Below are 13,087 nucleotides of genomic sequence, written 5' to 3' on the forward strand. Positions count from 1 at the left end.
CCTCACTTCACCTTCGGAATGAGCGCTTTCAGTATCTCCTCGTTTTTGATCCTGATGTAGTTCAGGCTGAGCTCCATGAAGGCGATGCTAACATAATTTTCGTCGTCTGTAATCACAAACGGCCTGGCGTATTCTCTGATCGCTTCAGCACGCTTTGCCACAACAACAGGTATGGCGTACTTGTAGGGTATCTTCTTAAGCAGTTCATCGTACTTGAGGTCGAACTTCACAATTTTTTCCATCCTTTCACCTCCATCTTGAACCGTTCTATCTTGTCTTGATTTCTGGTGACTTTCGCTCTCTCGGACCTCACAATCGACACGACCATCTCTACAGCATCTTCGAGATTTTCGTTTACAACGATGTAATCGAACTCATCCATGAACATGAGCTCCCACTTGGCGTTTTCGAGTCTTACAAGCACGTCTGCTTCTTTCTCCGTTCCCCTTTTGAGGATACGTTCCCTCAGATCCGCATAGGATGGAGGAGCCACGTAAATGAACACCGTGTTTGAGTATTTCTTCTTTACCGAGAGCGCACCCTGAACGTCTATGTCGAGTACAACATCCTTTCCTTCGTTGATATGAGATTCCACAAAGGAGCGAAGGGTCCCATAGAGATGGCCGTGGACACGGGCCCACTCGAGGAATTCTCCTCTTTCGACACGCTTCAAAAACTCTTCTTCCGTGATGAAGAAATAATCCTTGCCATCCTCCTCGTGAGGGCGCTTCGGCCTTGTCGTGCAGGAAACGGAGAAAACTACGTTGTCCAGTCTTTTGAGAACTTCTTTGATTATACTGGTTTTCCCCGCACCGGAAGGACCACAGATGACGAAAAGCTGTCCTTTCATTGATCACACTCCTATTTTTTCGTTTCTCTCAACACTCTTTCTATCTCGTAGAAGTTCTCCATGAATCTCTGAGCGATCGTTTCCGGCTGAATGGCACTCAGAATGATATGGTTACTGTCCGTGATGATGATCGATCTTGTTTTTCTTCCATATGTAGCATCGATGAGCTTTCCTTCAAGCTTCGCCTCGTCTTTCATCCTCTTCAAAGGAGAGGACTCGGGGTTCACGATAGCGATCACACGGTCACCCGCTACCACGTTTCCAAAACCGATGTTGATCAGACCGTACATACTTTCTCCCCCTCACTCAACGTTCTGAATCTGCTCCCTGAACTGAGAAACCAGTACCTTCCCCTCGAGAGCAAGGCTGGTTATCTCACCGGAGATAGACTTGGAAAGGATTGTGTTCAACTCCCTCAACATCTCTTGACCGAGAAAATCCAGATTCATTCCGACCGGCTCGTCGCTTTCTATTAGCTCAAGAGCTCTTTTTATGTGACTTCTGAGCCGGGTGATCTCTTCTCTTATGTCGGCTTTGGTGGCCATGAAAGCCACGTGATTCTCCAGAATGTCTTCTTTCACAGAGACATCCTGTGGAAGGATCTTCTCCACTTCTTCCTTTATCTTTTCACGGTAAAGTGCAGGAAGCTGATCAGAGATTTTTTCTATTTCTTCAACTCGAGACGAAAGGTCTTCCAAAATCCTCTTCAGATCCGCACCTATTTTTTGACCCTCTTTTTTTCTTTCCTCAACGAGCTTTTCCAAGGCCTCTCTGAGAATGGGAACCAGATGGTTCCAGATATTTTCTATTTCCTCGTCTGAAAGCTCTATTCGAAAGACCTCTCTGAAGTTCAGAAGGTCCGAGAGTTTCACAGGTTCAGGAAGAGAAAGTTCCCCTACTATTTCATCGAGCATCGAATAATACGCCCTGACAACGTTTTTGTCTATCTCAAGCACCTTGGGAGGTTCCAGGAACTTCACCTGAACTCGAGTTTGGACTTTTCCTCTGCTCACGTACTCCTGAACAAGGTTGTTCAGCTCTATCTCTTTCATGGAAAGATACCCGGGCAGCTGGTTTATGATGTTAAGGCCTTTCGAATTCAAGGACTTCATCTCGACTCTGAACTGATAGGGACCAGACACCTTTTCGACTCTGCTGAAGCCGGTCATGCTTTTTATCACCAGATATTCCCCCTTCTGGTTGAAATTATATCATTATCGGCGATTATTTCCAGTTAAATCCAGAAAACTGAGAATTTCTTCGATTTTCTTTAGGAAGTAATCCACTTCTTCCTCTGTGTTGTATTTGCAGAGGCTGATTCTGATGGCTCCCTGGGCAATTCTCCTGTCTACCCCCATCGCATCCAGAACATGGCTCAATCTTTCATCCTTGCTGGTGCAGGCCGATGAGGTTGAAACGTAAATACCATAGCCGGAGAGTAGATTCTGAAGAGTGGAACCTCTGATGTTCGGAAAAGAGACGGAGAGGGTGTTGGGAAGGGATATCTCCAGGGGAGTTATGATGTGGGCTCCCAGGTTCATCAGACCCGATACGAGTTTGCTTCTGAGCTTTTCCATGTGTTTTGCTGCTTCGCTCAGCTCTTCAACGGCGATTTCCATAGCGCGGGCTGCCCCGACGATTCCCGGAACATTCTGCGTTCCAGATCTGAGCCCTCTTTCCTGTCCACCACCGTGTATGAGGGGTCTGATAGGAACTCCCTTCCTGATGTAGGTTATTCCAACGCCTTTCGGTCCGTGAAATTTGTGCGCGCTGAAACTCGCGTAGTCCACTTCCAGTTTCTCGAGGGAAAATGGAATTTTCCCTATCGTCTGAACGGCATCGACATGAACGAGGGTCTCTTTGTTCTTTTTCTTCACTATCCTAGTCACATCTTCAACGGGCTGGATAGTTCCCACTTCATTGTTCGCAGCCATGATGCTGACAAGGAACGTGTCCTCATCTACGAGTTTTTCCAGTTCTTCCAGTTTCACAACACCCCTGGAATCAACGGGAACGTACTTCACTTTGAAACCTTTCATCGATAGATATTTCATCGTTTCGAGAACGGCTTTGTGCTCTATGGGAGTGGTGATGATGGTTCTTTTTCTTTTTTCGAACGTCTCAGCGACCGTTTTGAGAATCCAGTTTATCGACTCCGTTGCACAGGAGGTGAAGAATATTTCTGAAGGTGAGACACCGAGTACCTTTGCCACCTTTTCTCTCGCTTTTTCCATGTGTAAATTCGCCTCTATACCCATGCCGTGAGCAGAATTGGGATTTCCATACTTTTCGCGGTAGAAAACGATCATCTCTTCGAGAACCCGATCGTCCACCCTCGTCGTTGCGTTGTTGTCAAAATAAACCCTCATTTCGACCACCTCGCTTTTAACTCTTCAACTCCCCTTTTCACGACCTCTTCCACGTATTTTCTGAGTTCCTCCTCGCTTGAAAATCCTTTCGGATCGACCGGCTCGTGTATCTTGAGAAAGACCTTCCCAGGAGTGAACGTCCATCTTCCCTTTGGAATCAGATGATAAGTTCCCCAGATGGAAACGGGCAGAACTGGAACACCAGTCTTCACAGCGATCATGAGGCTGTCTTTTTTGAAAGAAAGAACCTTTCCGTCTGGTGATCTCGTTCCCTCCGGAAAGACGATGAAGGTAACTCCGTTTTTGAGCTTTTCAATAGCTTCCCTGAGTGCTCTCACCGCTCTCCTCGGATTTTTCCTGTCAAGAAACACACCGTTCAGATATCTTATGTACCAGTTCACCCCTGGAATTTTTCTCAGTTCTTCCTTCGCTATGAACGCGCCTGTGGCAACGAAGCCGAGGATCAACGGGATATCCATGAGGCTCTGATGATTCGCAACCACTATGAAATTTCTGTCCTTCGGAATATTTTCGCTGCCTTCAACTACCACATCAGAAAAAAGCCATGTGAAGGCTCTTTTCCCGAATTTTTCTATCTCCTTCAAAACGTACTTTCTGGCTTTTTCACGGTCTCTCATTAAAAATGATCTGAAAAGCACAAACCCTCCGTAAAAAACAATGTATACGGTGGCTATGAAGTAGAAGTACAGCGTCAGCAGAAGATTTCTGATTTTTCTCACTCTATCACCTCGACTTTTCTGGAGGTGAACGCTTCTTCTTCGAGAACGGGAAGATCTGGAACCTGCTGTTCCAGCTTCTCGAGGATCGAGGGATGAGATCTCGTTGCAGGATTTTTCGGAGCGAAGAAAACACAGCTGTCCTGGTAAGGCTTTATAGAGATCTCGTAGGTTCCGATCTCTTTCGCCTTTTCGACGATCTCTGTTTTGTCGAAACCGGAAAGAGGCCTTATCACGGGTCTTGTAGTCACGCTCTCTATAGACCAGAGGTTTTCCAGCGTCTGGCTCGCCACCTGTCCTATGTTCTCTCCCGTGTAAAAAGCAACCGCACCGGTTTCCTCTGCTATTTTTTCCGCTATTCTGAACATGGACCTTCTGTACATGATCAGCGAGTATTTGTCCGGCACCCTCTTTTTGACCTCAAGCTGCAGCTTTGTGAGATTCACAATGTGCAATCTCAAGGGATGACCTCCACTGAATTCCCTGAGAACTCTCAATATGTCTCTCACTTTTTCCACGGCCCCCTCCGATGTAAACGGAGGAGACACGAACGTGACGGACTCTATGAGAACTCCTCTTTTCAGTGCGTACCAGCCTGCCACAGGACTGTCTATTCCTCCAGAGAGAAGAAGAACCGCTTTTCCTCCCGTTCCCACGGGAAGTCCACCGTAGCACTCCACCCTGTCTGTGAAAATCAGAACCCCTTCCGGTCTCACTTCCACCCCGAGAACAAAATCCGGATTGCGTACATCAACGGAAAGTTCCTTGAAGTTTTTGAGTATCAAAGCACCGAGTTCACTGTTTATTTCGTACACACCTTTTTTGTATTCCTTGTAGGCCTTTTTGGCCTGCACCTTGAAAGTTCTGTAATTTCCTTTTTCCAGCTTTTCTTTCACCGCGATCAGTGAATATTTCTTCACTTCCTCGAAATCGTGACTCACCAGAAATCCTTTGCTGAAATTTTGAATTCCAAAGATTTTCTTCAGCTTGTCATCGAGTGTTACGTTTTCATCTATTGGAATGAGAAATCTTCCCCACTGTCTCTTCACCTTCATTCCGGTTACTCTCTCGATGTTTCTTCTAAGAGCTTCTTCAAAATCTTTTCTGTTCTTTCCTTTGAGACCTATCTCGGAATATCTCACTATGTAAACTCTCAACTCTTTCACCTCCGGATAAGATTTTAGCAGAAGAAACACAGAATTTGCCGTTTCCTGGTTTATAATGTAAAATGAATATGAACCGCAAGTTTCAGGAGGGATGGCTGATGGCAGAACATATAATAACACTTGTCTTATCTGGAGAAAGGCTGGATGTTACCACTTCAACACCTTTCGTTGTGGCTCTCAGGGATCTCCTCTACGAAGGAGACTGGGAACTCCTAAAAGAAGATATGAAGAAAAAAGAAAACATAATGAAAGAAGTACAAACCTGCGAAAAACTGGAGAAGGTGGTTCATCTCGATGAGACCGTTTATGAACCTCTCATCTTTCCCGAATTTCAAGAATGGCTCAGAGAAGAGAACATAACCCCAAAAGATTTCAAAAATGTCTCTCTCAAGGGTCTGTACGATCTTGCGCTGGAGTACGCTGATCGAAACCTTTACGATATAGCGCATGATATCATAAAGTTCATGCTCGACATAGACGAAAACTACGCTCCAGCCTACGAGCTGAAAGGCTCTCTTCTCGTTGAGCAGGGCAAGATAGAAGAGGGAATAAAATTCCTCGACAAGGCCGTGGAGATAGATCCCTGGCTGGTTCAAGCGTACGCCTCTCTTGGGGAAGCCTACTACAACCTGGGTGATTATGAGAAGGCAATTCATTACTGGGAAAGAGAACTGGAATACAATCCGAACGACAAGATCACATACTTCATGATCACGGAAGCCTACTATGAAATGAACCGCAAAGACCTCGCTGTGAAAACACTGGAGCGCCTTTTAGAAATCGATCCAGATAATATACCTGCCCTGTACCAGCTTTCGCAGCTTTACAGAGAACTCGGCAACGAAGAAAAGGCACGGGAAATGGAAGAGAAGATCATGAACTGTAAACCCAAGTATCCCACAGAATTAGAACCATGGGCTCGCGTGATGCTGAAACACGGAAGATACAAAGAAGTTGCCGAAGAGCTTGAAAAGATCGTTGAATCTTCTCCGCTGAACACCCTGGCACGGCTGCTCCTCGTGGTTCCCTATGTGAAACTCGGTCAAATCGATAAGGCGAGAGAAATCCTCGATGATATTGGACAGAGCAATTTCTGGTATTATTATGGAAAAAAGGAGATACTGGACGAACTTCTCACGGAGGAGGAAAAACGGGCTTGTGGTATCTCCTGACGTTCGCAATAGGCACCATAGTTGGAAGTTTTCTGAACGTTGTCATATACAGATCTACGAAGGAGGATCTCAAGCTGTGGGATCCTCCTCATTCATTCTGTCCTAACTGTAAAAGGAAAATAGAGTGGTACGACAACATTCCCGTTATCAGCTATATTCTTTTGAGGGGAAAATGCCGGCACTGTGGATGGAGAATTCCGATCAGATACCCCATCGTGGAGATTTCAACGGGGACTTTGTTTCTGATGAATCGTGTTCTCATAAAAGATCCCCTGCTGTTTGTATCTTCGTGCGTGATTGCCTCTGCCCTCATCGCGATATCACTCATAGACCTTGAAACGTACCTGATTCCAGATTATCTGAATTTTACCGTTCTGATCTTTTCCTTCGTGGTAGCTTTGAGAACCTCCTTTCTGGAGCATCTGATTTCCTTTCTCATCGTGACGATCATGTTTTTGATTCTGAAAGCGATGTACAGAGACGGTCTGGGAGCAGGTGACGTGATCCTTGCAATGGGAATAGGCTTCCTCCTCTCTCCAGTTCCTTCCATTTTTGCCATCTTGATCGCTTCAATTTCTGGAATACTCTATGCACTGATCAAAGGAAAAGGTAAAATGGATATAAAAACGCGTATACCATTCGGCCCCTTCCTTGCCCTTGGAGGTTACACTCTCTTTCTCATATCGTACGGAATGGGGTGGTTGTAGTTGGCAAAGGTGTTTCTAAAGAGGATGAATCGAAGGATCTCAGGCGGTCATCTGTGGATCTTTTACAACGAGATTCTGAAAGTCGAAGGAGAGTATGAAAACGGAAGTGTCGTGGATGTTTTCAGACCCGACGGTTCTTTTTTCGGAAAAGGATACATAAACGACAACTCGAAGATCAGGGTGAGAATTCTCACCTGGAAAAACGAAGTCATCGATCGAAATTTCATAAAGAACAGGATAGAGAGCGCTCTGAAGAGGAAGAAAAAACTCGTGAAAGAAACGACGGCCTTCAGAGTCGTGCACAGCGAGGGGGACTTTCTGCCAGGTCTCATAGTTGACCTTTTTGGGGATTATCTTGTCTTTCAAATAACGACTCTGGGAATGGAAAAGATGAAAGATTGGATCCTGGATAGTCTCGTCGAGATATTCAAGCCGAAGGGAATATACGAGAAATCAGAGGGCACCTTCAGAGAGAAAGAAGGGCTTGATAATCGAGAAGAATGGGTCTACGGTAAGGGTCCTGAACTGATAGAGTTCGAGATGAACGGCTTCAAATTCCTTGCTGACACCAGAGGACAGAAAACGGGTTTCTTCCTGGACCAGAGGGAAAACGCCAGAATGGTGATGGATCTGGCCGAGGGAAAAGTCTGTTTGGACGTGTTTTCTTACACTGGAAACTTCGCAGTGCACCTCCTCAAGGGAGGAGCGAAACACGTTACCCTCGTCGACTATTCGGAGAGGGCTCTTGAGGTTGCCAGAGAGATCTTGAAACTGAACGGATTTGACAGCAGCAGGTACGATCTGCTTCCGGGAAACGCTTTCGATATCTTGAAAAGCTTCGACAGAGAAGGGCGAAAGTACGATCTCGTGGTTCTTGATCCTCCATCTTTTGCGAAGAGTTCAAGCAATCTGGAAAGTGCGAGGAGAGGATACAAGGAGATAAACCTGAGAGCGATGAGGATATTGAAAAAACCAGGTGTTCTCGTGACCTCTTCCTGCACTCAGATAGTTTCTGAAGAGCTGTTCAGAGAAATCCTTTTTGATGCGTCCTTCGACACGAAAACGAGTTTGACCGTTTTGAGAAGGGGAGGGCAACCTCCTGATCACCCAGTTCTCATGAACGTTCCAGAAACGCAGTACCTGAAGTTTTATATCCTTCAGGTTGACAAGAGGTGATGGATGTGTTCTCCGATCGTGTCCTGCTGACCGAGGAAAGCCCAATCAGAAAACTGGTTCCCTTCGCTGAAATGGCAAAGAAGCGAGGAGTAAGGATACACCACCTGAACATAGGACAGCCCGATCTGAAAACTCCCGAGGTGTTTTTTGAGCGCATCTACGAAAACAAGCCGGAAGTGGTGTACTACTCTCACTCTGCGGGTATCTGGGAATTGAGAGAGGCTTTCGCATCTTACTACAAAAGAAGACAGAGGGTAGATGTGAAACCGGAAAACGTTCTGGTGACGAACGGTGGAAGCGAAGCCATTCTTTTTTCATTCGCTGTGATAGCAAATCCTGGTGACGAGATCCTCGTTCTGGAACCGTTCTACGCGAATTACAACGCTTTCGCGAAGATCGCCGGTGTGAAATTGATTCCCGTAACGAGGAGAATGGAAGAAGGATTCGCCATCCCTCAGAACCTCGAAAGTTTCATAAACGAAAGAACGAAGGGAATAGTACTCTCAAATCCCTGCAATCCGACCGGGGTGGTTTATGGAAAAGACGAGATGAGATATCTCGTGGAAATAGCGGAAAGACACGGACTCTTTCTGATCGTCGACGAGGTGTACAGCGAAATCGTGTTTCGGGGAGAATTCGCAAGTGCCCTCAGCATTGAAAGTGACAAAGTCGTAGTGATAGACAGTGTATCGAAGAAGTTCAGCGCCTGTGGGGCGAGGGTAGGATGTCTGATCACGAGAAACGAAGAATTGATATCACACGCCATGAAACTGGCTCAGGGGAGGCTCGCTCCACCTCTGTTAGAACAAATCGGATCCGTTGGTTTGCTGAATCTCGACGATTCCTTTTTTGATTTCGTGAGGGAAACGTACAGAGAGAGAGTCGAAACAGTATTGAAGAAACTCGAAGAACACGGTTTGAAACGTTTCACAAAACCCTCAGGTGCCTTCTACATAACCGCGGAACTCCCCGTGGAGGACGCGGAAGAATTCGCAAGGTGGATGCTGACAGATTTCAACATGGATGGTGAAACAACCATGGTCGCTCCCCTGAGGGGATTCTATTTGACTCCAGGGCTTGGAAAAAAAGAGATAAGAATCGCGTGCGTGCTTGAGAAGGATCTCCTTTCCAGGGCCATTGACGTGTTGATGGAAGGTTTGAAGATGTTTTGCTCGAGCCGCATCTCCTGTTGAAAAAAATGTTCATCAAGTATCGCAGGAGGTTATTGAAAGTGACGGAAAAAATGGAAAAACTCATCAATCTCCTCGAGATTTCTCTGGTTGTTCTCCTTTCCAGCTTCTCTTTTTTAGAAATTCTCAAAGGCAACTTACTGTCCCTTGCCTACCCCTGCCTCGTTTTCGCCGTGTTTCTTTCCCTGTTTAGGCGAAGATGGTACAGAAATTTGAAGAATGAGATGAACGAGAAGAGTGAAGAGATGTCTGCAATGAATCAAGAACTCACAGCGTTAAACCAGCAACTCACAGCCGTGAATCAGGAGCTGGAAGCCTCTTACGAAAGCCTTCAGATCCTCTCCACCCAGCTGGCCAGAATCATGGAAACCATGGGAGAAATGGATCTTGAGGTCGATCCCGTTCCTACTCTTGAGAGGATTTTTTACGATGTGAAGAAGCTGGTAGAACCGCTGTCGGGACTCGAGTTGAAAAACTCACAAAGATCCATTGTTGTCGGTGAATTCACAGAAAATCTGCTCTACAAAGAAGCCGGAAAGACATCCGCCAAGATCTTTGTAAGCAGAGAACTCGAAAAGGATGAGGAGCTCTTCCTGAACTCCGTTCTGAACTTTTCCCTCTTCCTTCTGAACGCCCACGATTCGTATCTTGAGGTTATGAGGAACAGAGACACGCTCTCAAGGATGATCAGCTCTCTGGAAGAGGTTTTAGACGTTTCAAGAAGAGCAGAACTCATAGAGAAGACGCTGCATTATTTGAAAGACATGTTCCCCGGCATCGTGCTGTCGTCCGTTTCTCTTCTCGAAGATGGAAAAATAAAAACCTTCTTTTTGAAAAACGGCCAGATCGAGGTGGTCAATCTCAAAAGAGGTATCGTGGTAAAGGCTTTTGAAACAAAGAGAGATCTTTTCGTGAACGATGTAAGGGATTTCCCGGAGTTTTACGATGTCACGAATGGAAGAACAAGATCCGCAGCCGCCATCTTCTTCGAGTACGAAAACACTCCCCTCGTCCTCGAAATTGAAAAGGATTCGGAAATCACCGAATACGAACTCTCATCCCTCAAAATGATGGCGAGAATCCTGGCGATCTTCTTCTCACGTTTGAGCCTCTACAGGAAACTCCGAAAAACTTTTTTCCAAACAATAGAAGCGTTCTCGTACGCGGTGGAGTTAAAAGACCCCTACACCAGCGGGCACAGCCTGAGAGTCGCTGATTATTCACAGGAAATAGCCAGAAGAAAGGGGCTCCCAGATCAGGTGGTGGAGAGAATCAGGATAGCCGCTGTTCTCCACGACATAGGAAAGATAGGTGTCAAAGGTGCCATTCTCAACAAAACCTCTAAGCTCACAAAAGAAGAATACGAAGAAGTGAAGAAGCATCCAGAACTCGGTGAAAAACTGATCAGCAAAATCGAAGACTTCTCCGATATAGCGAAGATAGTGAGACACCATCACGAATGGTACAGCGGCCAGGGATACCCGGATGGACTTCGCGGGGAAGAAATACCGTTGGAATCGAGGATCATCGCCGTAGCTGACGCATTCGATGCGATGACCAGCGACAGACCGTACAGAAAAGCCATGGATAGAAAAACAGCCCTCGAAATTCTTCGCAGAAACGAGGGACCCCAGTGGGATCCTGAAATTCTGAAGATCGCCTTAGACTACTTCAGCGGACTCTGATGAACTTCATCCCTACCTTTTCACACTCCCCATCGTTCAATTCGTCGTCACCGTACATAACACAGTCTTCTGGAGAAACTCCCATCTTTTCACATATCTCGAGGTAGTACCTCGGGTCTGGCTTGCAAAAATGGAAGCTCTCCATGTCTGTTATCAAGTGGAAATCGTCTTCTGACAGTCCAATCCAGTTCAGTCGCTTCAAAATAGCGATTCTTGGAAAGACAGGGTTCGTTGCCAGAACAACCTTCCCTTCTTTTTTCTTCTCTTTCAAAAGGTCCACCGTCCCCTTCACGGGTTCGACCGTACCTTTGAGCGAATCGAAAAGCTCGCTTTCATAAAACTCCATGAAGAGTTCTTTCCATTTCTCTGCACACTGTGACGTTCTCTTTTCAAGGCATTTCATGTATCTCTCCAGATTGGTTGACCCATCCGGATTCCTGGTTATTTCCTCCACACAGCCAAGAACCAGCTCTGGAGAGATCGAAACACCTCTATCTCTGAAAAAAGAAGTGAGTTTCTTAAAATATTCCTCTGCGAATCCGTTGTCTTCGGCCAGTGTGCCGTCGTAATCGAAAAGGAAAATTCTCACACTCACCCCTCCTTTTTAACTATTCTAACACTGGTTCGATGATAGAATCTTTAACGGGAGGTGATTGGTTCTGGAGAGAGAAACCATCGGAATAAAACTTCTGAGAGGAGATCCCAGAAAAGCCATAGTGAAACTCTCAATTCCCATGATGCTCGCCATGCTGGTCCAGACGATTTACAACTTAGCTGATGGTATCTGGGTCGCGGGACTGGGACCTTACGCACTGGCAGCGATAGGATTGTTCTTCCCTGTTTTCATGGTGATCATCTCCCTCGCCGCAGGTATAGGGGTTGGGGCGAGTTCGGTGGTGTCCCAAAAGATTGGAGAAAGAGACAAGGAAGGAGCAGATACCGCGGCTTCTGTTTCCATCCTGCTTTCAATCGTCATTGGTTTTTTGAGCATTGCTGTTATTCTTCCCTTCATTTCTGACATCCTCATCTTCGCGGGAGCTCAGGGGGAAACTCTCAGACTGGCCCTCGAGTATTCGGTGATCCTCGTGTATTTCATTCCCCTTATCATGTTCAACAACGTAGCAAACGGTGTTTTCAGAGGTGAAGGAGACGCGAAAAGAGCGATGGTGGCCATAACGATAGGTTCCCTTCTGAACATAGGTCTGGATCCCGTGTTCATCTACGTCTTCGGTATGGGGATCAGAGGAGCAGCGTACGCCACCGTGGTATCAATCGCTGTTTCTTCCCTTCTGATCGCGTACTGGATGTTTTTCAAGAAGGACACGTACGTATCCTTCCGTTTGAAATGGGATGGAGAAATCCTGAAGAGAATATTGAAGATCGGTATTCCGGCTTCGCTGGCACAAATTTCAATGTCGGTGGCGATCTACGTGCTCAACGTCTTTGCGGTGAGGTCAGGAGGAGACTACGGAGTTGCGGTTTTCACGAGTGCGTGGCGTGTCATAAATTTCGGAACTGTCCCTCTCATTGGAATGGCCATGGCCGTGACATCCGTTACAGGTGCCGCTTTTGGTGAGAGAAACGGGGAGAAACTCGAAACGGCACATCTCTACGCCGTGAAACTCGGATTTTTCGTAGGGCTGGCAGTGATGTTCACAATCTTGATTTTTGCCCCATACATCGCTAGGTTGTTCACTTATTCTCAGGAAGGTGAAAAATTATACAGCGATCTGGTGAAAGCCCTCAGAATCCTGAGTCTTTTTCTTCCAGGTGTTCCATTTGGAATGTTCACTTCCTCCATGTTTCAGGGAGTGGGTCAGGGACTCAAAAGTCTGATTGTCACCATCATGAGAACTGTGATTATGCAGGTTGTTTTTTCGTGGCTGTTCGTCTTTGTTCTGAGAATAGGACTTGTAGGAGTCTGGTGGGGCATAGTCCTTGGAAACACCACATCGGCTTTCATCACTTTCAACTGGGGAAGGTTCACAGTGAAACACCTCAAAAGGGATTTTCAAAAAAACATCACATAGGAGGG

Annotated in this window: 14 protein-coding genes; 6 read left to right on the forward strand and 8 right to left on the reverse strand. The window is 46.3% G+C overall.

Features of this window, described 5'->3' with window-relative positions; all coding sequences use genetic code 11:
* Window positions 1–2 precede the first annotated feature (2 nt).
* From TM_RS08590 to thiI, 7 genes are read right to left on the reverse strand one after another with little or no spacing between them, the layout of a single operon-like run.
* Window positions 3–242, reverse strand: a complete 240-nt coding sequence (locus TM_RS08590; RefSeq protein ID WP_004082204.1) for a DNA-directed RNA polymerase subunit omega — start codon at window positions 240–242, stop codon at window positions 3–5.
* Window positions 227–850 (reverse strand): guanylate kinase, encoded by a 624-nt coding sequence (gmk, locus tag TM_RS08595; RefSeq protein ID WP_004082205.1) that lies wholly within the window; start codon window positions 848–850, stop codon window positions 227–229. The genes TM_RS08590 and gmk overlap by 16 nt, the downstream gene beginning before the upstream one ends.
* A gap of 11 nt (window positions 851–861) precedes the next feature.
* A complete protein-coding gene (locus tag TM_RS08600) occupies window positions 862–1,140 on the reverse strand; it encodes a DUF370 domain-containing protein (RefSeq protein ID WP_004082206.1) in 279 nt (92 codons plus the stop codon).
* A gap of 12 nt (window positions 1,141–1,152) precedes the next feature.
* Window positions 1,153–2,031 (reverse strand): YicC/YloC family endoribonuclease, encoded by an 879-nt coding sequence (locus TM_RS08605; protein WP_004082207.1) that lies wholly within the window; start codon window positions 2,029–2,031, stop codon window positions 1,153–1,155.
* 33 nt (window positions 2,032–2,064) lie between these two features.
* Window positions 2,065–3,219 (reverse strand): cysteine desulfurase family protein, encoded by a 1,155-nt coding sequence (locus TM_RS08610; RefSeq protein ID WP_004082208.1) that lies wholly within the window; start codon window positions 3,217–3,219, stop codon window positions 2,065–2,067.
* Window positions 3,216–3,959, reverse strand: coding sequence for a lysophospholipid acyltransferase family protein (locus TM_RS08615; protein ID WP_004082209.1), 744 nt, complete (start codon window positions 3,957–3,959; stop codon window positions 3,216–3,218). The genes TM_RS08610 and TM_RS08615 overlap by 4 nt, the downstream gene beginning before the upstream one ends.
* The gene (gene thiI, locus TM_RS08620) at window positions 3,956–5,113 is read right to left on the reverse strand and encodes a tRNA uracil 4-sulfurtransferase ThiI (protein WP_004082210.1); all 1,158 of its coding nucleotides are present in this window, start codon (window positions 5,111–5,113) and stop codon (window positions 3,956–3,958) included. Before thiI ends, TM_RS08615 begins: the two co-directional genes overlap by 4 nt.
* A gap of 107 nt (window positions 5,114–5,220) precedes the next feature.
* On the opposite strand from thiI, the gene TM_RS08625 reads away from it, so the two are divergent.
* Genes TM_RS08625 through TM_RS08645 form a run of 5 tightly spaced genes read left to right on the forward strand, consistent with a single transcriptional unit; the run spans window position 5,221 to window position 11,052 of the window.
* Complete coding sequence (locus TM_RS08625) at window positions 5,221–6,294, forward strand: tetratricopeptide repeat protein (protein WP_004082211.1); 1,074 nt, start codon at window positions 5,221–5,223, stop codon at window positions 6,292–6,294.
* Window positions 6,279–7,001, forward strand: coding sequence for a prepilin peptidase (locus TM_RS08630; protein WP_004082212.1), 723 nt, complete (start codon window positions 6,279–6,281; stop codon window positions 6,999–7,001). The genes TM_RS08625 and TM_RS08630 overlap by 16 nt, the downstream gene beginning before the upstream one ends.
* Window positions 7,002–8,177 carry a class I SAM-dependent rRNA methyltransferase gene (locus TM_RS08635; protein WP_004082213.1) on the forward strand — a complete coding sequence of 392 codons (1,176 nt, stop codon included), beginning with the start codon at window positions 7,002–7,004 and terminating at the stop codon, window positions 8,175–8,177.
* Window positions 8,177–9,370 (forward strand): pyridoxal phosphate-dependent aminotransferase, encoded by a 1,194-nt coding sequence (locus tag TM_RS08640; RefSeq protein ID WP_004082214.1) that lies wholly within the window; start codon window positions 8,177–8,179, stop codon window positions 9,368–9,370. Before TM_RS08635 ends, TM_RS08640 begins: the two co-directional genes overlap by 1 nt.
* Before the next feature lie 38 nt (window positions 9,371–9,408).
* Window positions 9,409–11,052 carry an HD-GYP domain-containing protein gene (locus TM_RS08645; RefSeq protein WP_004082215.1) on the forward strand — a complete coding sequence of 548 codons (1,644 nt, stop codon included), beginning with the start codon at window positions 9,409–9,411 and terminating at the stop codon, window positions 11,050–11,052.
* Here TM_RS08645 and TM_RS08650 read toward each other — a convergent pair.
* Window positions 11,039–11,641, reverse strand: coding sequence for an HAD family hydrolase (locus TM_RS08650; RefSeq protein WP_004082216.1), 603 nt, complete (start codon window positions 11,639–11,641; stop codon window positions 11,039–11,041). The two genes, TM_RS08645 and TM_RS08650, sit on opposite strands and share 14 nt — an antisense overlap.
* 64 nt (window positions 11,642–11,705) lie before the next feature.
* On the opposite strand from TM_RS08650, the gene TM_RS08655 reads away from it, so the two are divergent.
* Window positions 11,706–13,082, forward strand: a complete 1,377-nt coding sequence (locus TM_RS08655) for an MATE family efflux transporter (RefSeq protein WP_004082217.1) — start codon at window positions 11,706–11,708, stop codon at window positions 13,080–13,082.
* Window positions 13,083–13,087: the final 5 nt, after the last annotated feature.

Source organism: Thermotoga maritima MSB8 (assembly GCF_000008545.1).
In the GTDB taxonomy this organism is placed as follows: domain Bacteria; phylum Thermotogota; class Thermotogae; order Thermotogales; family Thermotogaceae; genus Thermotoga; species Thermotoga maritima.